Below are 21,665 nucleotides of genomic sequence, written 5' to 3' on the forward strand. Positions count from 1 at the left end.
AATGCCCAAAGACAAACTTTTTTAAAAGATCAGCGTATTCTAAATTTTAATGAAGAGTTTAATTTTTATAAAACTGCTATTGACTATGAAATTAACCAAAATTACCTTGTGTTTATCCATTTTGTTTTTGATAGGGATTAGCTTTTATTCCTGTTCTGATAGTTCTCCGGAAGATGATGGTGGAGGCATAGAAAATCCTAAAGAACCCGATGGTAAATATGCAGGTTTTGATTTTGAAACTGTTGTGGAATATCAGATATCTTTGACTACTTCGAATCCTCAGAATGAACCTCTAAATGGTGTTTATTTGGAGATGTATATGAATAACCCGGTGGATACTGCCGGAGTATTCGTGCCAGATTATAAGAAATCTTTATTTTATAAGGGTTTAACCAATTCTAATGGTGCCATTGAGTGCAAATTAAATCCTCCTTCCAGTATAGACAGTATATATGTATTAACTTATCATGCAGGTTTGCCTAGGTATAATTCTTTTGCTTTGCAGGGAGAGAATGTTAATATTGCCATAGGTGGTTCTGATAATTTAAAATCGTCAGTCAAAACAGCGGTGAAAATTGATAATATACCTAATGTTGATAGTGATAACGGTTATTACATTTTAGGATCCTGGGGTAAAAAAGGTAAGCCGGATTATTTGGAATCAGCAAATGATGAAATTACAAATGATTTTCTAGAAATGGTAAATGCTTCTTTACCTGAAGGGAATACTTTAATGAATACACATCCTGAATACCTTGCAAATAGTGAGGATACTAACCTTTCTATGTATGAAGAGGGTGAAATTTGGGTTACTTTTGTTCATGAAGGGGCTGGTTGGAAAAACGCTTTAGGATATTACACTTATCCAACAGATAATCCTCCATCAAGTGTTAATGATATTGATGATTTAACCATCATTTTCCCAAATGTATCAATGGGGAATAAAGATGAAATCGTCTCTGGAAACAAAGTTCAATTGCTTTATTTGGATCAGAATGAGAATGAATATGTAAAATTATTTCCTGCTGGTAGATCGGTAGGATGGTTTTTGGTTGCTCATGGTTGGCAAGATGGAAAACGTGAAGTAAATAATAAGGTATATACACATTATTCAAATACAAGTTTAAATATCGAAAATTCGGGTGCTTTACGTAAGCACAATGTCTTATTGTATGATGGAGATACCGAGCGAATGATTTTGGGATTTGAGGATATTGACAGAAGTTCACCTTCCTGTGATCATGATTTTAATGATGCGATTTTTTACGCAACTATAAATCCTATGAGTGCTGTTAAACCTGAAGATTATCAGGAAGTAGACAAAGAGGCAGACGATGAAGATAATGATGGTACACCTGATGAGTTTGATGAATACCCTTCGGACCCAACAAAAGCCTTTAATAATTACTATGTTGCAGAAGGTGAATTTGGTTCCTTAGCATTTGAAGATTTATGGCCAAGTAAAGGTGATTTTGATTTTAACGATTTGGTAGTTGCTTATAATTTTAATCAGATTACTAATTCTGATAATGATATTGTACAGATAGACGCAAAACTGTTGGTAAAAGCAATTGGAGCATCGTTTAAAAATGCTTTTGGTTTTGCTTTAGAGACGACACCAGCTAGTATTGAATCTGTGACAGGACAAAGAATTACCGATGGTTATTTGGATATCTCTTCGAATGGAACAGAGAATGGACAATCAAAGGCAACTATTATTTGTTTTGACGATCCTTATAATGTAATTGATTATCCTGGAGCAGGTAGTGGTGTTAATACAGATCCGAATTCACCATATTCAACACCTGACACTCTCAAAATGACAATTAATTTTACGAATCCAGTTAATGGAGATGATTTAGGTACGCCTCCTTACAATCCATTTATTATTATTGATCAGCAAAGAGGAAAAGAAGTTCATTTACCAAATCATGAACCAACTGACTTGGCAGACACAAGTTTATTGGGGCAATACGATGACGATAGTAATGAGAATAATGGAAAGTATTACGTTTCAGATCAATATTTGCCATGGGCAATTAATGTTCCCGTATCCTTCGACTATCCATCTGAAAAGAAGAGTATTTTGAATTCTTACTTACTTTTTGATAATTGGGCTAGTAGTAACGGAAATAGCAATAAAGATTGGTATATGAATGGATCTGGTTACAGAAATTCATCCAATATTTATAGCAAATAGTTTTTAAAAACAGATATATTTAAGGAGAGGCTTTTAGTCTCTCTTTTTTTTGTGATTTAAGCACAGTTAGTGTAGATTTAGTATTGACTATTTGTAAAAAGTTAAAGTATCTATGAAACAGTTTGTAATTGCTCTTTATATTTTAATCGGATCCACAATAGTAAATGCTCAAATTCTTAAAGAGAATTTATTTTATTTGGATGCTGGTGGATCAGTTGGAAACTACATTGGAGGAGATCTAGCCGCAAATTACATTCACAATCAAAAAATATCGTTTCAATTTTCTTTTTCTCATTTTGAGCGAAAGGATCCATCTCGACCAGATGATTATTCTGGAGGACTTTCAAGTATTGTATCATTGGGAGCAAATACACCAAAAGATGAACTGAAATCTTATTCTATTTTGGGAGGGTTTATTTTACCATACAAAGGAAGCGAGAAAGGAAGATGGAATTTGAGAGCTGGTTTGGCGTATTCGGAATTTAAAGAAGCTTATGCTTATAATATTATTGATGATGCAGTATCTAGTGAATTTTTTATAGGTAATTACAGTTATAAAAAGCGCCATTCAGAAATGCTAAGCATTGTTTTTAAACCTGAATTGGAAATTGCATTTTCTAAATATGTTGGTATCGGTTTGTCTGCGTTTATCGTTCTAAATGAAAAAACAACCGTCTTTGGTTTAGGGATAAACCTCAAATTAGGTGTTTTAAAGTGAAAATAAAAAGATGAAATTTTATAAAACGAAAAAGGACGGCAACCACTCCGTCCTTTTCATATTCACTTTAAAACCTGAACTTTCCATAGAAAATTCAATTGCAATATAAGGGTTAATATTTTTATTGTCAATAAAAAGTTTAAGAAATTTTAATTAAAATGATTTTTTATCACTGTGAATTAATCAATTAGATAAATTGATCTAGCATATTTTCTTTTCTAATAAAGTGTTTTTTTGAGAATTTGTGTTGGGCTGGTAAAATACAAAAGAGGATGGTAACCACTCCATCCTCTTCTATCTATTCACTTTAAACCTTAAAAAACGGAAATCGTTTTGCATGTTGTACGCCGCATGTTTCAAAAAGGTTTTATAAAATGTGGTATTTTAACACATTCCAAATAATATTACAGTTTAAATTTCTGAATTTGTGCTATGGTTTTGTTGTATTCATACTCTATTTCTAGATATGTATCAAAGCTATCGTAGTAATAAATGCTCTCTGTAAGGTATTCTATTCCTGATATTTCACCGAATTTTAGAGCTTTTTGTAATAATTGATCGTATTGCTTTTCAGAGAAGATTTTCTGGTACTCTTTTAAGCTTTTATCCAGACTTAAATAGTTGTGAAAAAGCTTCAAAAAATTATTTTCTTTTTCCATTTTACCGATGCTATACTCTTCTTTTCTGAATTGCTCAATCAATTTAGCTTGTTTCACTTTGTGCTTATTTTCCCATAAAGGAATACTTAAACCCAATTTTATGCCATTAGCTTTTTTCATCACATCCGAATTCAAATATCTGTAGCCAATACTAATTTTTGGTAATGATTTTGTTTTTACCAATGAAGTTTGTTTTGACGCAATTATTTCGTTTGCACTTAATAATTTTAGTCTAGGATCAGCATTTAATGATTCTTGCAAAAGCACATTCATGTTTTTATCCAAACTAATTTCTGGATATACTATAGAGTTAATAGCTAATGATTTACCTCCATTTAATTTTTTTAAATCCTCATGAAGGTTAAAAATTTTGGAAGTAAGCATTTTTAACTGATTCTGTGTATTTAAACGAAGCATTCTTATTTTGTTGACCTCGAGAATATTTGCATCACCTTCTTTCAATCTTTTATCAAAATAATCATTCAATTTCCTCGAAGCAGATAATCGCTTATTAAGTTCAGTTTTTTGTTTGTTGAGATAAATCAATTCTATGCAGAGTAATTTCGCTTTTAATAGAATATTCTGTCTAAGCTCCGTTTTGTAATTTTCTGAGTTAGCAATTTGTTCTTTCTTAAGTTGATTCTTATAAATATAGCTGGTTGGGAAATCAAAACTTTGGCTTACCAAAATTTCATATGGTTTGCCTTCTTCCGAAGAAAAACTTTTTTCCCACTCGAACTCAGGATTAGCCAGATTGTTTTGAGCTTTGTATCCTAAGTTTTGAGCATCAATATATTGTTCATGTGCTCTTAATTCAGGATTGTTTTTTTCAATTGTGGATAAAATTTCCTGAATTGTAACTTGAGCAAATCCTTGTAAGCTCAAGACTAATATAATTATTAGTAATAATGATCTAAGCATTTCCTTTGTTTTTAGAATTTAACAACAGATATACAATAGGAATAACATACACGTTAAGTAAGGTGGAAGTTAATAGTCCACCAAGAATAACAACAGCCATTGGACTTTGAATCTCATTACCTGGTTCATCACCACCTAATGCCATTGGAATTAATGCCAAAGCGGCAGTTAAAGCAGTCATTAAAATAGGACTCAAACGGTGAATGGATCCCTGGACAATTATTTCCTTTATTTCTAGTCCTTTACCTAACATGTTTTGGTAGTTCGAAATAAGGAGAATACCATTACGAGTTGCAATACCAAATAGAGTTATGAAACCAATAATAGCAGGAATGCTCAACATTCCTGAAGTAAAGTATATTGTAAACACACCACCAATTAATGCAAGTGGAAGGTTTATTAAAATGATACTAGCCAATTGGAATGAACGGAACTCTTGAAATAACAGTAGGAATATGATTAAGAATGAAATTAATGAAGTTAAAGCTAGCGTTTTAGAGGCTTTTGCCTCACTTTCAAATTGTCCACCAAACTCAATTCTATATTCTTCAGGAATTTTGATGTCTTTATCTACAGCTGCTTTAATATCAGTTACAACCGATCGTAGATCTCTTTCAGCTACATTTGCCGAAACTACTAATTTTCTCTGTACATTTTCACGACTTACCGTGTTTGGTCCAGACAAAGATTGGATATCTGCAACATAGCTAAAGGGAATCTTTTTACCATCCCAAGTATCAATTAAAGCATTACGAAGTGCGGCAATGTTTCCACGATTTTCTTCATTGTATTTTACTACCAAGTCGAAAGCTTTCACTCCTTCGAAAACATCAGAAACTTTCTCTCCTGCAAAGGCAATATCAATAAAATCGGAAAACGTAGAAATGGAAATACCATACTTTGCCAACATATCGCGCTTAGGACGAATCTGAATTTGTGGAATTTCTACTTGTTGTTCGACATTAACATCTACAACGCCATCAATAGATTCAATCGATCCTTTTATCTCATTAGCCATTTGGAACATTTTTGATAAATCACTTCCAAATATTTTAATGGCAATATTTGCTTTAGTTCCCGATAAAATATGATCAATTCTATGACTCAAAGGTTGACCAATGGCAAAATTGACACCAGCAATCTGACCCAGTTTTTCTCTTACTTCAGCTAGAAATTCAGCTTTGGTTCGATCTGTTAATGTAAAAGGAACTTCAATTTCAGAAGTATTTACACCAAAGGAATGCTCATCTAATTCTGCACGACCAGTTCTACGAGCAGTTAGCCTGGCTTCTGGTATGGTAAGTAGTGCTTCTTCGGCTAAAATTTTAATCTTATCAGATTCTTCTAATGATATTCCTGGTTTTGTAATCGCTGTAATAGTAAGAGATCCTTCATTAAAATCAGGAAGGAAATTACGTCCCAAGCCGCTCATGATAATTAGCGAAGCTATAAAAAGAATGGTAGCCGAACTAAGAATAAAATATTTAAATTGAAGAGCCTGATTTAATGATTTCTCATAGATTTTATTCAAGTTTGAAACCAGCCAGCTTTCTTTGCTCTTTTTGTTAAGCATTTTATCGCTGGTAAGCATAAAGCTACAAAGCACTGGAGTAACTGTAAGAGCTGTAATTAGTGATGCAAACAAGGAAACGATAAATGCGATACCTAATGGCTGTAGCATTCTTCCTTCCATTCCTGATAAGAAGAAAAGCGGTACAAAAGCTGCAATAATAATAAAGGTTGCATTAATAATTGAAGAACGAATTTCGCAAGAAGCATTGTAAATGACTTTTAGCGAATTCTCTCTTTTCTCTTTCGAAAGTTGGAAATTCTGACGAAGTCTCTTATAAACATTTTCAACATCAATAATTGCATCATCAACAAGGTCACCAATAGCAATAGCCATACCTCCCAAGGTCATCGTATTAATGGTAATGCCCATTAGTTTTAGAGCGATAATGGTAAATAATAGTGACAATGGAATTGCCAAAAGAGAAATAACCGTTGTGCGGTAATTCATCAGGAATACGAAAAGGATAATGATCACAAAAATAGATCCTTCGTACAGTGCCTTTTTAACGTTTCCAATTGAATTATCGATAAAATCTGCTTGGCGGAAGATATGAGTATTAACGCTTACATCTTCTGGTAAACCTTTCTTTATATCTTCAATGGTAGCATCTAGCTTTTCGGTAAGTTTTAAAGTATTTATGCCAGGCTGCTTTTTCACAGTTAATAGAACTGCAGCATTGGCATTAACACTTGCCAAACCAATTTTTGGTGCTGGAGCTTCAACAACATCAGCAATATCGCTAATGCGTACAGGTGCTTTTTTATAGACTTTGACTACAGAATTACCCAGTTTATTAATATCAGAGGTACGAGCAATTCCACGAATATTATATTGGTTTCCAAATTCGTTAATGAAACCACCAGCGGAATTTTGGTTCGTTGCATTCGCAGCTTTCATCAATTCATCCATGCTGATGTTATAGTGACGCATTTTCTGAGGATTGGCTTGAATCTGGTATTGTTTGTAATCGCCACCAGTTACAACTACCTGAGCCACTCCGTTAAGAGCAAGAATTTGCGGACGGATACTCCAATCGGCTAAGGTTCTGAGGTCCATTGGAGAAGTTTTTTCTGCTTGTAGACCAATCATCATAACCTCACCCATAATGGACGATTGAGGAGCAAGAGTTGGACTTCCAGTTCCTTCTGGCAGAAGATCAGAAATAGCCATTAATTTCTCACTTACAATTTGTCGAGCCAGATAAATGTCTGTTCCCCATTCAAATTCTACCCAAACGATGGAGAATCCTGCCGAAGATGATGAACGTAATCGTCTAATATTAGTTGCGCCGTTAACGGCTGTTTCTATTTGAAATGTAACCAGTTTTTCTACCTCTTCAGGTGCCATTCCATGTGCTTCGGTCATAACCACTACGGTTGGTGCAGTTAAATCCGGAAACACATCTACATCCATATTTGCTGTTGTGTAGCTACCTCCAAGAATAAGGAGGAAAGCTGCAAACATCACCAATATACGGTTGTGTAGTGCGTATTGTATGATTTTATTTAACACAGTTGTTTCTTTTAAATTAATGATTGAAGATTGATTTATACTTTTACACCAATGCTTCGAAATACAATTGTTCTGAATTCAGAAATTCTAATGTTCATGTCCATGAGCAGGCAATGCACCAGCCAGTGAAGCCAATTTTACAAAGTAAACACCCTTGCTAACAACTCGCTCTCCAGCTTTTAGTCCACTTAGAATTTCTACTTCTTTGCCATTGTCTGAACCAATTGTGACAAAGCGTTTTTCATAACTTTCACCTTCGGTTTGTACAAAAACGTAGAAAATGGATTGATCTTCAAGAATTGCAGATTTGCTCACACTTAAAACTTTGCGAGTACTCTCTGATTTTAAATAAACATCAATATAAGATCCCATATAGAGCTCTGGAATTTTGTTGATTTCGAAATAAAGAGGTGTGGTGTAATCATCTTCATGAATATCACGACCGTAGGCAATTAGTTTTCCGCCTAAATCGTCTGTGTTATATATTTCATCTCGATATGGTAATTTAAAGTTTGCTGAGTGGATTTTTGAGAGTTGCGTTAAATGTTTTTGATACAAATCAGCTTTTAAAATTAGTGTTGTGTTTCGATCTACAATACCAATTACCTGACCTTTTTCAACGTATTCACCTTCCTTTACAAATACGTTGCAAACATATCCGCTAACAGGCGAAGCCACTTTAATTCCTTTGGTACTATAATCTTTTGAAATCAACTGAAAGTTAATTTCTGCTTTTTCAAAATTTGCTTTGGCTTTATTAAATTCTCGTTTAGATATGATTTGATCTTCAGACAAAGATTTGGCTCTATCGTATTCTGCTTTGCTTTTTTCAAACTCAGAGCGAGCACTTATAAAGCGACTGGTTAATGAGTTATCAGAAAGTCCTTCTCCCGAGATATAAAAGATCGTTTCTCCTTTGGAAACCGTTTTGCCATTTACAATATCTGATGACGGAATACGAACAATTCCACTTGATTTTGCTGAAATTCGAATTTCGCTGTTACTGGAAGCTATTAATTCACCCGTAGTTTTAATTACCTTATTAAAAATATCATACTTCACATCTTCAGATCCAAATTCAATTTTCCACGCTTGTTCTTTTAAGAATGCAGTCTGATTTTCTTTCTTCAGTTCTGCCATGGCTTTTGTTGCTTCCTTTTCGCTTGCGTATACCTGTATGTTTTTGGCTTCGAATCTTTCCTTACCAAACTTTGAGTTTACCTCAATTACCAGTGTGTACAAACCTGCAGTAGATGGTTTCAGACTTGGAGTAAATATTCCTGGAGAACTAGGAGATTTTACCGTTTTACGGATCCCCTTATTGCCTTTAATTAAAGAGATGCTAAGCTTACCTTCAGTATATGGTCGGTAAGTATCTAAACGAGTTAAATGCGTTAGAAATTTAGAAACCTGACCTGCTACCAATGGATGAAATTCAGCAAATACTTCTGTTGTTTCAGAAAAAAGTGTTACTGTTTGATTGTTGTGATCTGCATGTGTTGCACCACCCGAAACTTCATCATGAGAATGTCCATGTCCGGATTGTGTAGAGGGTTTGCAAGCTATTATTGATAGAGATAAGCCGATGGCTATCAAATATATTTTATTCATTGTTCTCAATTTAAATGTGAAATTCAATTTTTCGTTTGTAAGTATCTTACTTGCAGTAGATATTTTGTTTAGGATGTGAAAAAGTAAAAGAGTAGGGAAGGCTTTTACCAACCCTATTCTATTTCTTAGTGTTTGTGGTTGTCACCTTCATGATCGTGATCGTGGTCATGTCCTTCATGTTCAGAATGAGTTTTAGAACTGTCAGCATCTACCGTAAATTCTTCTTGGTGATGATCATGTCCTTCAGTTCCGTGATCGTGACCTTCATGTCCTGAGTGATCGTGTCCCTCATGGTCATGCCCTTCGTGATCATGTCCGTCATGCTGGTGAGTTTCTTCTTTTTTGGCTTTCTTTCCTGTACTAGTGCACGAAGTGAAAACCAAACCACAAATTGCCAAAACAAATAATACCTTCTTCATAAATTGAATTTTAGATGGTCTTTGATCTGTTTAATCGAAACATTTCATAGAATCCTGATTATTTCAATTAACAAGACCAAAGTGCTTGTATATAAATAATTAAAAGTATTCTGCTTGAAGATTAGTATAGAGTATAAAGACTGTTTGAGACAAATTAGCATTATTTTTTTAATGCATAAACTGTACTAAACAATTTGCTTATATAACTATGCTAAGTGTTGTGAAGGCGGACCTCTCCTTAGAGGTGGTGATTTAAGTGGCTCAGGTATAAGTATACTGTTGTACACTTTAAATTGTTGTACTCTTTGACTGTCTTCTGAGTCCAGTTTTATTTCATCAGATTTTAGGAAAATCTGGTATTTTATTTCCTTTTGTACTCTGTTATGAGTGAGGATGCAGCAAGTTTCTTCAGTGGTATTGTGACTGTGATTCCAATGTAAACCACTATGACCATGATTGTGAGAATGGGCATGTTGATGTATCTGAATTACTGATACATGATTATTTTCTTGCTGGTGAACGTGATGATTGTGAGGAATAATATCATGTGCTAGTAATACCAGCATAGGTATTACCATAATCAGGCACAATATGTATTTTTTTAAACTCCTCATTTTGTAATATGTTGCGGACAAATATAATTTATCAGAATTTGATTTCCTATACCTAGATTAAGGTATTAATAAATCATTAACAAAAAAAATAAAAATATATTATTGAAATTGAGCTCAATAAGGCATGCTCCCTTGCGTTGGAATTGATTTGTAATATTGTTAATTTCCTATTCTATTTCTGAATTCAAAACACTATGCTATTGTAATATTTGTTTGAGGTGAATATTTTACAGGACATAAAAAAACCGTGAAGAAGATCTCCACGGTTTGTATTCTGAAGGTATTACACCTTATGATTTTTTGCTGCAATCTTTTGCGCAATCGCCTTTGCATTCCTTTTTAGTTTCAATTGTTGCAGTTGTCTCTTCAGCTTTGTGACCTTTACAACATTCTGTTTTAGTTTCTGCAGTAGCAGCATCTTTTGTGCATTCTGGTTTCGCAGTGTGTGTGCAACCTTTCGAACAATCAGACTTACATCCTTCTTCTTTTTCAGCTACAACTTCAGTTTTCTCTTTTGAACAACAAGCTTTTTCTTCAGTTGAAGCAGTTTTTGTTTTGTTTCCACAAGAAGTAAATACGAATCCGCAGATTGCAATAGCAAATAATAATTTTTTCATAGTGATATTAGATTTATGATTTGATTATAGTAATTCTTTAATCGGTTTCCTATGGCTAATTAGGAATCGTGAATATATCTGATAATTGCGGTATTTGCAATAGGCAAAATGAACTTATTTGGAAAAAAGTACATCTTCTATTATTTAGTCATGGTGGTGTTTGTAGGAATAATATAGGAATTATATTTAAGATAATTTAGAATAAGGGCTTGACATATAATTACAAATGTATTAAATTAGAGTGTTGCATAATAATGGGTTACTAGTTAAATTGATTGTCAGACAGCATAAATTATAATGAAATTACTGTATTCTTCAATAAATAGAGAGCAAGTAGCTTGAGGGAATAGATTTGTAACAAGAAGTCATGAATAAGTAATAAGAAGTAATTTATAGGTAACAGAAAGGAACGGATTAGTAATAGGAAGTTACGTGTAGGTAGCAAGAAGTAAGAGGAATGTATTGGAAAGGAATGAATTAGTAACAAAAAAGAATGTGTAGGTAGAGTAAAGGAAGGCGAAAATAAGAAAACGGATTGTGAAGTTGAGATTTATTAATGCGGAGGAGGAAGAGCAAATTTCGAATAATAATTGTTTAACCATCTAAATAATAATAATCAAACTAAAAGTAAAATGGGAACTTATTTTAAATTCAAACGTGAAGAATTACCTGTCGTAGGTGATTTATTGCTAAGCTTATTACAAAGGGATTGTCTAAAATTCGAAGAATATTCCCCAAAATACAACGCTGATTTTATTGTATCTGTAACCAATCAAATACAAAAAATTAAAGATCTAACTTCAACAAAATCATTAACTGGAGAAATCAAAACCATTACAAGTGAGTTGTATCAAAGTATGGATGATATGATTCCAAAGTTAAATTTATTGGCAAGCTATGTACAGTCCGCGAATAAACAACTTGTGGTTAAGTATGCTGATTTTGGAATTAAAGAAGCAAGAAAAGACTTGAGGGTAAGAAATGTTGAGGCATACTGTGCTCATCATAAGGATATTGAGCAAAATATTGAAAAAAATATAGAACAACTTAAAAGTGAAGGTTATAAAGAGGAGTTAGGGCTTGAAATTAAAACTGCCACAAAGGATATTTATGAGAAAAATCTGGAACAGGAAAAAAAGCTAAGAGAGCGTAAGGAGTATGTTGCGGATAATATTGCTGAGTATGATGTGCTTTGGAAAATGCTTACGGATATTTCGAAAAAAGGAAAGCTTGTGATGGCTCATGATAAACAAATGGCAGATGAATACATGCTTACTCACATTTTGAAAAAAGCTCGTAAGCCAGTTGTTGTGGAGAAGCAAAAGAAAAAAGTTGAAATGGTGGAGGAGTTAATTGAGGAAACACAAAATGCATAATTTATAGTTAATTAGTAAAAAATAAGAAGAGAAGTGCTATTCGTAATGTTTCTCTTCTTTTATTATTAAAAAGACCAACTGTTTTTAAGATTGAGGTCAAATTAACCAAAACACAAAAAAATGATTAAAGAATTAAAAAAAATTATTTTGCTTTCGCTCTGTATCAGTTGCAGTTTGCTAGTTAGCGGACAGATTCAATGGCTAAGTTCTTATAGTCAGGCAAAAGAAATTGCTAAGAAACAAAACAAGCTAATTGTTGTAGATTGTTGGGCAAACTGGTGTGGTCCTTGCAAAAGAATGGACAAAGATGTTTGGGATGATGAAGCCATGAATGTGTACGCTGCCAAGTACGTTTTCGTAAAGTTAGATTTAAGTGTGGATTTCAATAATCCTGATTTTATGGTAAAAGCTATACCAAAGATTTTTATTACTGACGCCTGGAATGAACAGTTTGAAAATATGACAGGTTATCAAAGTAAAAGTAGAATGGAGAATCTTCTAAAAGCATACAGTTATTCTGTTAATGATATCTATAAGGCAAAAATAGATTTTGAGAAAAACAATAATGTGGAAAAAGCCGTAAAACTTGCAATGTGTTATCAGGAAAGTAGTTTTGCTAAGGATATTAAGATTACAAAGGTTCTTAAAAATAAAAGCAACGCTTGCTTTAAGAAGGCGGAGAAGTTATTAAAGAAATCTAAAAATGATGATTTATTTCAAAAAGTTCAATTACTATCCTGCCTAAATAAGAGCCCCAAAAAATCATTAAAAATAATGAATTCATGTAAACCTAAAAGTGAAGAGAATGTGAATCTAAAAGATGCAATTCTTGCAAAAGTTTATTTTGATTTGGAGGATGTAGAAAAGGCTAAAGAATACTATATGAAAGTGAAAGATTATAGTTTGCCTTATTACGATTTTTTAGGAGGATATAGAAAAGATTTAAATTAGTTATGTTTTAAATAGAAATAGTAATAAAGGCTGTTGGATAATATGAACCAACAGCCTTCTGTTTTTGAAATCTATTTTTAATACTAAACTGTATGTGAGTTAATTTTTAATAAACTTCATGACTAATTCTTTCTTTTAACATTTTTGCAGGATTACCTACATAAACACCCCAGTCTTCGGTTTTTTGTGCTGTTAAACTTGCACCCATAGCAAGTAAAGTTCCTTGTGCTAAATGTGAATAATCTCTTATTGTAGCATTTACTCCAAAAAAACAATGCGATTCAATTACGCAATGACCCGACATTACAACATGCGATGTAAAGAATACATGATCTTTGATCTCGCCATGATGACCAATGTGGTTTCCACTCCAAAGAACAACGTTATTACCAATTTTTGTAAAAGGCTGTATGGTATTGTCTTCGAGAATAAAGCAATTTTCACCAATTTCGTTATCGCAAACCGTTGCTTTTGTACTTATGTAGGAAATGTAATCGTAGCCTTTCTCTTTGCCTGCTAAATAGACTTGTTCTCTTAAACGATTCATTTTTCTCCCGGTCATAGGAGCAAAAAGTTTGTACTTTGTTGGTGGGTAGTCAATTTGAATTTCCTCGAATGGAACAACAGGTAACCCTTTGAATGTTTTTTCGGTTAAATATTCTTGATTAACTGTAAATGCGACAACCTCGTGCTCACTATCGTTTTCTAAATACCAATGAGCTAATTCTGCTGTGTCTAAAACTCCGAAAATAATTACTTTAGCCATAATGTGAATTTAATTTATGATTGGTTTTGGTTGAAAAGTCAAGGAATCGTAAGGCAAATTTTCTGCAATTATTTAATAACAGAGAAAAAAAGCTTTGAGTATTGTCTCTTTAATTTAATCAACATCAACATAAAAAACAAATTTATTTAATTTGTAAGTGATTGATAATTCTCTTTTTATGGGGTATTGTAGGCGGTCTGAATTATCGATATGGAAATCTGATTAAACAGGAAGAGTTTTAATTACTGGGGGAGTAAGCTTTGTTTCGTTTGTAAGAAGTTTACAATTCGAGTTAAATGTTTGTGGAGTACTGTTTTATAAATGGCAAAAAAATAAGTGTATCTCTATTTCTGGAGGGATACACTTATTATAAAATTGTGATTCTTTAGTAGAATCATTTGGTCGCACGAGCCGCATTGATCATTACTTTCTGAAGGCATAGTTGTACTCTTTATCGTTAGAAATAAGACGTACTTTATATTCTCCTTTTGGTAAAGCTTCTACATTAAACTTTTTAGAAAAAGTAGGTTCTGAGCTGTATGATTCTAAAAATACTTCGTTTCCGAATGAATCAAGAATAGAAAGGTTGAAGTTTTTGTTTTCAAAAGATAAATAAGTAACAAATAAATTATTGTCTTCAGATCTGAAAAGTGTTTTCTCCGCTATCTCTTCCTGCTTTTCAGAAATTAACTTGTTGTTTTCTACTTCAAATTTCTTTTCAACATTTACTTTATTTCCAGTCAATACAATTTTGTATACACCATCTTCTAAATAAGAGAAATCGAATAATTTCTGATTTGTAGTTTCTCCACTTACTTTTTTAGAATAGTATAAATTTCCTTCTGTGTCATAAATTTTCAATTTTAGAGCAGATTCAGTTGGATTGATAATTGAAACAATTGAAAGATCTGTATCCAAATATGGATTAATACGAACATTACCTGTGGCAAAAGCTGAACTTGCACCTAAGAATAGTATTACTCCCAATACAATTCCTTTTAAATTTTTTGTTTTCATTTTGATAAAATTTAATAATTAAATGTTAATTAAAATCAGTTCTTTGTTTTTGTCTTAAACTGATATTGTAAATCTATATGATTTTTGTAGAAATGATCTAAATAGAAAATCAAAAAATGGAAGAAATAACAAAAAAATGAACTTAAAACGGTTTCGGAAACGCCCGAAATTGTTTGCGTTACATAGATTTAATAAAGAATTTTGTCATTATTAACATGATTTGAGCATTTTTCATGTTTATGATAACGTTTTCGGATTTTTGCGAAATGGGGTAAAACGTCATTTTTTGATGAGCTTATCTGAAAAAGGGAATAAAATTGATTCAAAATCGTAGTATGAAAATTGTCATTTAAGACTATTTTTGGAACAAATTTTACAAGAATGAGCTACCAAAACCTAATTGACTTTTCTGTTCATCCATCTGATGTGAATAAATTTGATAACAAATGGGAAGGTCTGAAAGATTATATAAAGGAAAAAGAACTTGATGGAATAGAACTATTAATTGGTTACGATAAGCCTTCAAGTGATATACCCAGTGAAATTGTACAAAGTATCCATTTGCCATTTTGGGTAACATGGTTAGACGTTTGGAGGAAAGGAGAAGAGGCAGCTAAATATTATTTCCCCAATACTCCAATGAATCATTTACAATATTGTTGTGGGGGAAAAAATGCTACAGAGATGGTGACTTCTCAAAAGCAATTGTGGGAAAATGCCAGTTTATTTAATCCTACTCATGCTGTGCTGCATGCTGCCCATGTTGAACTCGAAGATGCTTTTACTAGAGATTTTACTTATAAAAGTACTGAAGTTTTAGATTCGTTTGCTGATTTATTAAATAAGACTGCTCAGGAGTTTGCTGATGGAGAACCACCTGTTACATTGGCAATCGAAAATTTGTGGTGGCCAGGACTGGATTTTCTATTTCCCGCACAAGCTGATGATTTTGCTGGGAGATTGGAGTTTTCAAATTGGAATTTACTTTTGGATACAGGTCACTTAATGAATGCAAATTCTGCTTTGCGTTGCGAAGATGAAGCTGTCGATTTTGTGTTGGATAGAATCTCAAGGTTGTCAAAGGATATTCAAACTAAGATTAAAAGCTTGCACTTGAATTGTAGCTTGTCGGGAGAATATCAGATTAATCAAATAATGAGTGGGTTACCTGAAGGATGGAATGATTTGAATTTTACAAAGAAATATTCAGTTGCCAGAGATCATGTTTTACAGATAGATCAGCATTTACCTTTTGAGACCGAGCGTGTAAAAGAAATTGTAGCAGAAGTTGAACCAGAAATTGTAATTCATGAATTCATTTCGAAAAATATGAATGAATTCTCAGAGAAATTGGAAATACAAAGAAATAATTTGTTGTAGGGTATCCTATCATTGGTGCACTTATTTACTTTCTCCTTTTGTTTAATTAATTGACATTGGTTCTAAATCTCCGTATTTTCTCTTTTATTTCAAATATAGAGGAGGTTAGGATATGGAAAAATCACTTTACGAAAGATTAGGCGGGAGCGAAGGAATTACAAAGATTGCAGGTGATGCGGTGGATTTACATTTTGAAAATAAAGCTATTGCAACACGATTTGAGAATTCAAATATGGATGTTTCCAAATTAAAGAATGGCGCAGCAAGTTTTTTTATAATGGGAACAGGTGGACCATCGGTTTACGAGGGAAAGGATATGCTGGCAACACACAAAGGTATGAATATTAGTGAGGCGGAATTTAATGCGGTTGTCGATGATGTTTTAAAAGCACTTGACATGAGTAATGTAGGGCAAAAAGAAAAAGAGGAAGTATTGTTTGTACTTTATAGTATGCGCAAAGAGATTGTTGCTGTATAAAAATGAGCAATTGAAATTAAGAGAGATGGAAATCAATTTTCACCTCTCTTTTTTTATTCTATACCTTCATTTTGCTACCTGATATTTTAAATCATCTAATTATTTCCAAAATATTGCATAGATTTGCAACAATTGGGTTTCCTCTTGAGGGAATGAAAAGGGAATCTGGTGTAAAACCAGAACTGTCCCCGCAGCCGTAATCTTTCTTATGGATTAATGAAAGTAAGTCGGAATACCTGCCTGATAAAATAAACTGTTTCGTAACTTCGGGGAACTGAGTAACGAAGGTATAATTTTGTGAATTGTATTTTCTAGTCAACCTTCCCCACAATTATTGTGGAAGAAAATGAATTTAGTAAGATCTTTAAGTGTTGGAATTCTATTTTTCAGCCTTCTTTGGTGTTCTGCCTGTCAATCGGGAGATTCCAAACAGAAGAAAGAAGTGCTTTCTCAGGAATCAACTGCTGATTCCTCCTTTTATCATCAATCTGATATTAAGTATGCCAAAGGCTTTCAAATTAAAATCCTGCAAAAAGGAGTTAAAGAATTAATTGTTTGGGATCCGTGGAATCCAGGCAAAGTTTTTCAAAAATACTACCTGAAGAATCGTGGAGAAAAAATTCAAGTCGATTTACCTAAGGATGGTCTTTTAGTTGAAGTTCCGGTAAAAAGTATTGCAGCACTTTCGAGTACTCAGATAGGAATTTTAAAATTTCTTGGTGTTGAGGATAAAATTGTAGCAGTCTCCTTAAAGGATAGAATATACGATGAAGATATACATCGAAAGGTAAAGGCAGGAAATATTCAAGCTGTTGGTCATGCTGAAACTTTAAATTTTGAGAAAATTCTTGAGATTGATCCTGATTTGGTGATGGTTGCTGGATTTATGAAGGTTACTGAGAGAGAAAGCAAATTGATGCATGCAGGTTTACCGGTGGCATACAATATTGAATGGATGGAATCTTCTCCTTTGGCTCGTGCCGAATGGGCTAAGTTTATTGCTGCCTTTTTTAATAAAGAAGCTGAAGCTGAAAAACATTTTAACGAGATTGATTCAAGATATAATCAGCTAAAATCATTAGTAAAAACAGTTGCGAATGAACCTAGTATTCTATCTGGATACAACTTTAAAGGTGTTTGGTATATGCCTGGAGGACAATCGTATCTGGCTCAGTTTTTACGCGATGGGAAAGCTGATTACTGCTGGTTTTCTGATAGCTCAAGCGGAAGTATTCCTTTAAGTTTCGAAGTGGTATTCGACAAGCAAAGTGAAGCGGATATTTGGTTTGGACCTGGGCAGTGTAGAACTATTGAAGATTTGAATGGATTAGATGAGAGATACTCATTGTTTAAATCTTATAAAACCAAAGAAGTTTACTGTTACACCAAACGCATGAAAGAAAGTGGAGCTAATGATTGGTACGAATCAGGAGTAATGCAGCCAGATGTTGTTTTCAAAGATGTAATAAAGATATTGCATCCGGAAATTCTCCCTGATTATGAATTGCACTTTTATCAAAAACTGAAATAGTAGAAGAATGATAAAGAGAAAAAGTGGACAACTTGTTTCCATCTTATTTGGAGCTCTGATTGTGATTATAGTAGGAGTTTTTCTTCTGGATTTGATTTTCGGATCAGTTAGCATTCCATTTAGAAAGGTGTTTACCATACTTTTTGGTGGCGATGTTAAATCTTCCTGGAATTATATTGTTTTGAATTTTAGATTGCCTAAAGCACTTACTGCAATTTTTGTAGGAGCTGGTTTGTCGGTCACAGGATTAATGATGCAAACCTTATTTAGAAATCCTCTTGCCGGACCATTTGTATTAGGAATAAGTTCAGGAGCTAGTCTTGGAGTTGCCCTTATGGTAATGGCTTCGGCTATTGTTCCAGCATTTTTTGGAACAATTTCGGCACTTTTGGGGAGTTGGGCTTTAGTGGTTGCAGCAGTGGCTGGTGCCTCATTGGTGTTTCTATTAGTTGCTTTAGCTTCAATTCGCATATCTGATAGTGTTTCTCTTTTAATTATAGGAATCATGTTTGGAAGTATCACTGGTGCAGTGGTAAATATTCTTCAGTATTTTAGTGATCCTGAGCAAATTCAAAGTTTTATCGTGTGGACATTTGGGTCATTAGCTGGTGTTACTTGGAACGAAATGCAGGTAATGGGACCGATTGTATTTATCGGTATGATAATGGCATTTTTGTTAATTAAACCTATGGATGCCTTATTATTAGGAGAGAATTATGCAAGAGGTGTGGGAATATCAGTTAATAGAATAAGAATAGCAGTAATTATTAGCACCGCTTTAATTGCAGGAACCTTAACAGCATTTACAGGTCCAATTGCTTTTGTAGGTGTTGCTGTACCTCATATTGCTCGCGCCATATTCAGAACAGCAAGTCATAAGGTATTAATGCCAGCTGTAGTTTTAATTGGTGCAGCCATCATGTTGTCTTGTGATATTATTTCACAAATTCCAGGGAATCAAAATACATTGCCTATCAATTCTGTAACTGCATTGTTTGGAGGACCGGTTGTTATTTGGGTAATCATGAGGAGTAGAAATGTTAAGGCATCTTTTGCAGGATAGAGGGATTTATGAAAGAAAGAAAAGAAAATCAAGATATACTGGTCACACAAGATCTTTCCATTGGGTACAAGCAAGGGAAAAAAGAGACCTTGTGCTTACTCTCTAATATTGATTTAACCATTAGAAGAGGTGAAATGGTTTGTCTGTTGGGACCCAATGGAGCGGGGAAGTCTACTTTAATGAGAACCATTGCAGGAATTCAACCTCCGCTTTCGGGTTGCACTTTAGTTGAAGGAATTCCAATAAAAGATAGAAATTTTAAAGAGATTGCTCAACTGTTGAGTATTGTCTTAACTGAGAGAATCAACGTTGGAAATCTTACTGTTTATCACATTGTTTCTTTAGGGCGTCATCCTTATACCTCCTGGATGGGGAAATTGTCCCAAGAAGATAATGATAAGATAAAATGGGCTTTGGAACAGGTTGGACTGTTACACTATGCAAATCATTTTATCAATCAGCTGAGTGATGGAGAAAGACAGAGAGTAATGATTGCAAAAGCTTTGGCTCAGGATACGCCTTTAATCATGCTAGATGAACCAACAGCACATCTCGACTTACCAAATAGAGTTGAAATAATGCGCTTGTTACATCGCCTGGCAAGAGAGACCAATAAGGCTATTCTTTTATCTACTCATGAATTGGATTTGGCTTTACAGGCTGCGGATGTAATATGGTTAATGGCAAGAAATCAGCCGGTTAAAATAGGTGCTCCTGAAGATTTAGTTTTAAATGGAAGTATTGAAGACACCTTTCATAATAAATCATTTAATTTCGATCGAAAAACAGGGAATTTTATTATGAATTATCAGAAAAAACAAAGAATCCAGCTTTTGGGTAATGATGTAATGGGTTTTTGGACACAACGGGCTTTATCACGAGAAGGTTACCAGGTGAGTTGCGAAAAAGTTGGTGATTGTTGTGTTAATTTATTGGAAGATTCTATGGAGTGGGAAATAGAACAAAATGGCTCTACAATAAAATGTACCAGCATTCAGGAATTATTATTACACCTACGCAGTAACTTGACTAAATCTTAACTCTATCTAAATCATGCAGAGAATACTACTGGTGCTTTTGGTACTTATACTAATGGGCTGTTGGTCTAATGACAGCAATGAGCGAAGCAGAATTGATATAGTTGAAGATCTAACTGACTTTGCTTTTACAAGTAAGGTAAATCATGCCATTGGTTTTAGTATTGAGATGAAAAATGGCTATAAGGAAATAAAGGTATTTAATCCTTGGAAGAATGATGAGATCTTGAGGAAATATGCGCTTGTACCAAGAGGAAAAGTTGTACCTGCTGAAGTGAGTAAGAGACATGTTGTAGTTAATGTTCCAGTAAAAACTGTAGCTCTATTTTCGAATACTCATGTGGGACCAATTGTAAAGTTGGGACTAGAAGATAAGGTTGTGGGAATGACAAGAGCCAGAAAAGTTTTTAATGAAAAACTATTTGCTAAAGTAGAAAGAGGAAAGATTCTAAATTTAGGAGGAGCTCACAATAAAAATATTGATATAGAAACCATTGTAGATTTGAATCCTGATTTGATCATACTTTCGGCTTATAATGAGGTTAAATCTGGTGAAGCACAATTGGAAGAAAACGGATTAAAGTTGTCTTATTCAATTAATTGGATGGAATCTACACCATTGGCAAGAGCCGAGTGGTTGAAATTTACTGCAGCTTTTTTCAATAAAGAGAGTTTAGCTGATTCAATGTTTACTGAAATTGAAAATAACTATAACAAGCTTAAATCAAGAGTTGCAAAAGTGAAGCAAAAACCAAATGTATTGCTTGGGTGGAGTTATAAAGGAACATGGTTTATGCCGGGTGGACGAAATTATATGGTTAGCTATTTAAGGGATGCTGGAGCCAATTATTTTCTTTATGATGATGAATCAAGAGGAAATATTCCAATGAGCGTAGAATCTGTTTTAGAATCTTGTAATAATACCGACGTTTGGATATATCCTGGCGTTTGTAAAAGTTTGAATGATATTGAAAATGGAGGTGAAATTTTCACTCAATTTAAGCCATTTAAACAAAAGGAAATATATAATATATACAAAAGAACCAATGCTACAGGAGGTAGTGATTGGTGGGAAAGAGGAAGTGTAAATCCTGATGTAGCCTTAAAAGATTTTATTAAGATTTTGCATCCCGAATTGTTACCTAATGATACCACTTACTTCTTTAGTAAGCTTCACTTTTTGAATAAAAAATAAAATTCTCTTCTTAGGTTCAGATTGTTA

Annotated in this window: 17 protein-coding genes and 1 riboswitch; of the genes, 10 read left to right on the forward strand and 7 right to left on the reverse strand. The window is 33.6% G+C overall.

What is annotated here, in order from left to right; translation table 11 throughout:
- The first annotated feature begins 85 nt into the window (after nt 1-85).
- Both GCQ56_RS13150 and GCQ56_RS13155 read left to right on the forward strand, forming a co-directional pair.
- Nucleotides 86-2,200, forward strand: a complete 2,115-nt coding sequence (locus GCQ56_RS13150) for an LruC domain-containing protein (RefSeq protein WP_193323785.1) — start codon at nt 86-88, stop codon at nt 2,198-2,200.
- A 112-nt stretch (nt 2,201-2,312) separates the two neighbouring features.
- Nucleotides 2,313-2,918 carry a hypothetical protein gene (locus GCQ56_RS13155; protein ID WP_152734934.1) on the forward strand — a complete coding sequence of 202 codons (606 nt, stop codon included), beginning with the start codon at nt 2,313-2,315 and terminating at the stop codon, nt 2,916-2,918.
- Between the two features lie 404 nt (nt 2,919-3,322).
- Here GCQ56_RS13155 and GCQ56_RS13160 read toward each other — a convergent pair whose 3' ends face one another.
- The 5 genes from GCQ56_RS13160 to GCQ56_RS13180 form a co-directional block, all read right to left on the reverse strand.
- Entirely contained in the window at nt 3,323-4,498 is a 1,176-nt protein-coding gene (locus tag GCQ56_RS13160; RefSeq protein ID WP_152734935.1) for a TolC family protein, read from the reverse strand.
- Nucleotides 4,491-7,583, reverse strand: coding sequence for an efflux RND transporter permease subunit (locus tag GCQ56_RS13165; RefSeq protein WP_299993667.1), 3,093 nt, complete (start codon nt 7,581-7,583; stop codon nt 4,491-4,493). Before GCQ56_RS13165 ends, GCQ56_RS13160 begins: the two co-directional genes overlap by 8 nt.
- 87 nt (nt 7,584-7,670) lie before the next feature.
- Nucleotides 7,671-9,194, reverse strand: coding sequence for an efflux RND transporter periplasmic adaptor subunit (locus GCQ56_RS13170; RefSeq protein WP_152734936.1), 1,524 nt, complete (start codon nt 9,192-9,194; stop codon nt 7,671-7,673).
- Nucleotides 9,195-9,319: 125 nt separating this feature from the next.
- Nucleotides 9,320-9,613, reverse strand: a complete 294-nt coding sequence (locus GCQ56_RS20305) for a hypothetical protein (RefSeq protein ID WP_193323786.1) — start codon at nt 9,611-9,613, stop codon at nt 9,320-9,322.
- Between the two features lie 904 nt (nt 9,614-10,517).
- Complete coding sequence (locus GCQ56_RS13180) at nt 10,518-10,844, reverse strand: hypothetical protein (protein WP_152734937.1); 327 nt, start codon at nt 10,842-10,844, stop codon at nt 10,518-10,520.
- A 632-nt stretch (nt 10,845-11,476) separates the two neighbouring features.
- Here GCQ56_RS13180 and GCQ56_RS13185 point away from each other — a divergent pair.
- Nucleotides 11,477-12,220 carry a hypothetical protein gene (locus GCQ56_RS13185; RefSeq protein ID WP_152734938.1) on the forward strand — a complete coding sequence of 248 codons (744 nt, stop codon included), beginning with the start codon at nt 11,477-11,479 and terminating at the stop codon, nt 12,218-12,220.
- A gap of 120 nt (nt 12,221-12,340) precedes the next feature.
- Entirely contained in the window at nt 12,341-13,171 is an 831-nt protein-coding gene (locus tag GCQ56_RS13190; RefSeq protein ID WP_152734939.1) for a thioredoxin family protein, read from the forward strand.
- Nucleotides 13,172-13,277: 106 nt separating this feature from the next.
- Here the strand turns inward: GCQ56_RS13190 and GCQ56_RS13195 are convergent, their stop codons facing one another.
- The gene (locus tag GCQ56_RS13195) at nt 13,278-13,937 is read right to left on the reverse strand and encodes an acetyltransferase (RefSeq protein WP_152734940.1); all 660 of its coding nucleotides are present in this window, start codon (nt 13,935-13,937) and stop codon (nt 13,278-13,280) included.
- A 423-nt stretch (nt 13,938-14,360) separates the two neighbouring features.
- Nucleotides 14,361-14,954 carry a T9SS type A sorting domain-containing protein gene (locus GCQ56_RS13200; protein WP_152734941.1) on the reverse strand — a complete coding sequence of 198 codons (594 nt, stop codon included), beginning with the start codon at nt 14,952-14,954 and terminating at the stop codon, nt 14,361-14,363.
- A gap of 381 nt (nt 14,955-15,335) precedes the next feature.
- On the opposite strand from GCQ56_RS13200, the gene GCQ56_RS13205 reads away from it, so the two are divergent.
- From GCQ56_RS13205 to GCQ56_RS13230, 6 genes are all read left to right on the forward strand, one after another.
- Complete coding sequence (locus GCQ56_RS13205; RefSeq protein WP_152734942.1) at nt 15,336-16,334, forward strand: TIM barrel protein; 999 nt, start codon at nt 15,336-15,338, stop codon at nt 16,332-16,334.
- 112 nt (nt 16,335-16,446) lie between these two features.
- Entirely contained in the window at nt 16,447-16,812 is a 366-nt protein-coding gene (locus GCQ56_RS13210) for a group 1 truncated hemoglobin (RefSeq protein WP_152734943.1), read from the forward strand.
- A 117-nt stretch (nt 16,813-16,929) separates the two neighbouring features.
- A riboswitch (cobalamin riboswitch) is annotated at nt 16,930-17,071 on the forward strand.
- 87 nt (nt 17,072-17,158) lie between these two features.
- Nucleotides 17,159-18,343 carry an ABC transporter substrate-binding protein gene (locus GCQ56_RS13215; protein ID WP_152734944.1) on the forward strand — a complete coding sequence of 395 codons (1,185 nt, stop codon included), beginning with the start codon at nt 17,159-17,161 and terminating at the stop codon, nt 18,341-18,343.
- A gap of 7 nt (nt 18,344-18,350) precedes the next feature.
- Nucleotides 18,351-19,406, forward strand: a complete 1,056-nt coding sequence (locus tag GCQ56_RS13220) for an iron ABC transporter permease (protein ID WP_152734945.1) — start codon at nt 18,351-18,353, stop codon at nt 19,404-19,406.
- An 8-nt stretch (nt 19,407-19,414) separates the two neighbouring features.
- Complete coding sequence (locus GCQ56_RS13225; protein ID WP_152734946.1) at nt 19,415-20,446, forward strand: ABC transporter ATP-binding protein; 1,032 nt, start codon at nt 19,415-19,417, stop codon at nt 20,444-20,446.
- Nucleotides 20,447-20,459: 13 nt separating this feature from the next.
- Nucleotides 20,460-21,638 (forward strand): ABC transporter substrate-binding protein, encoded by a 1,179-nt coding sequence (locus GCQ56_RS13230; protein ID WP_152734947.1) that lies wholly within the window; start codon nt 20,460-20,462, stop codon nt 21,636-21,638.
- Nucleotides 21,639-21,665 lie beyond the last annotated feature (27 nt).

Origin of the sequence: Marinifilum sp. N1E240 (assembly GCF_009295825.1) — a bacterium.
Taxonomy (GTDB): domain Bacteria; phylum Bacteroidota; class Bacteroidia; order Bacteroidales; family Marinifilaceae; genus Marinifilum_A; species Marinifilum_A sediminis.

What these genes read in the sequence shown, in the direction of transcription:
- GCQ56_RS13210 (WP_152734943.1), top strand. Translation starts at nt 16,447, where the DNA reads ATGGAAAAATCACTTTACGAAAGATTAGGCGGGAGCGAAGGAATTACA.
- GCQ56_RS13195 (WP_152734940.1), bottom strand. Translation starts at nt 13,937, where the DNA reads ATGGCTAAAGTAATTATTTTCGGAGTTTTAGACACAGCAGAATTAGCT.
- GCQ56_RS13170 (WP_152734936.1), bottom strand. Translation starts at nt 9,194, where the DNA reads ATGAATAAAATATATTTGATAGCCATCGGCTTATCTCTATCAATAATA.
- GCQ56_RS13225 (WP_152734946.1), top strand. Translation starts at nt 19,415, where the DNA reads ATGAAAGAAAGAAAAGAAAATCAAGATATACTGGTCACACAAGATCTT.
- GCQ56_RS13185 (WP_152734938.1), top strand. Translation starts at nt 11,477, where the DNA reads ATGGGAACTTATTTTAAATTCAAACGTGAAGAATTACCTGTCGTAGGT.
- GCQ56_RS13190 (WP_152734939.1), top strand. Translation starts at nt 12,341, where the DNA reads ATGATTAAAGAATTAAAAAAAATTATTTTGCTTTCGCTCTGTATCAGT.
- GCQ56_RS13230 (WP_152734947.1), top strand. Translation starts at nt 20,460, where the DNA reads ATGCAGAGAATACTACTGGTGCTTTTGGTACTTATACTAATGGGCTGT.
- GCQ56_RS13150 (WP_193323785.1), top strand. Translation starts at nt 86, where the DNA reads ATGAAATTAACCAAAATTACCTTGTGTTTATCCATTTTGTTTTTGATA.
- GCQ56_RS20305 (WP_193323786.1), bottom strand. Translation starts at nt 9,613, where the DNA reads ATGAAGAAGGTATTATTTGTTTTGGCAATTTGTGGTTTGGTTTTCACT.
- GCQ56_RS13160 (WP_152734935.1), bottom strand. Translation starts at nt 4,498, where the DNA reads ATGCTTAGATCATTATTACTAATAATTATATTAGTCTTGAGCTTACAA.
- GCQ56_RS13200 (WP_152734941.1), bottom strand. Translation starts at nt 14,954, where the DNA reads ATGAAAACAAAAAATTTAAAAGGAATTGTATTGGGAGTAATACTATTC.
- GCQ56_RS13155 (WP_152734934.1), top strand. Translation starts at nt 2,313, where the DNA reads ATGAAACAGTTTGTAATTGCTCTTTATATTTTAATCGGATCCACAATA.
- GCQ56_RS13220 (WP_152734945.1), top strand. Translation starts at nt 18,351, where the DNA reads ATGATAAAGAGAAAAAGTGGACAACTTGTTTCCATCTTATTTGGAGCT.
- GCQ56_RS13180 (WP_152734937.1), bottom strand. Translation starts at nt 10,844, where the DNA reads ATGAAAAAATTATTATTTGCTATTGCAATCTGCGGATTCGTATTTACT.
- GCQ56_RS13215 (WP_152734944.1), top strand. Translation starts at nt 17,159, where the DNA reads ATGAATTTAGTAAGATCTTTAAGTGTTGGAATTCTATTTTTCAGCCTT.
- GCQ56_RS13205 (WP_152734942.1), top strand. Translation starts at nt 15,336, where the DNA reads ATGAGCTACCAAAACCTAATTGACTTTTCTGTTCATCCATCTGATGTG.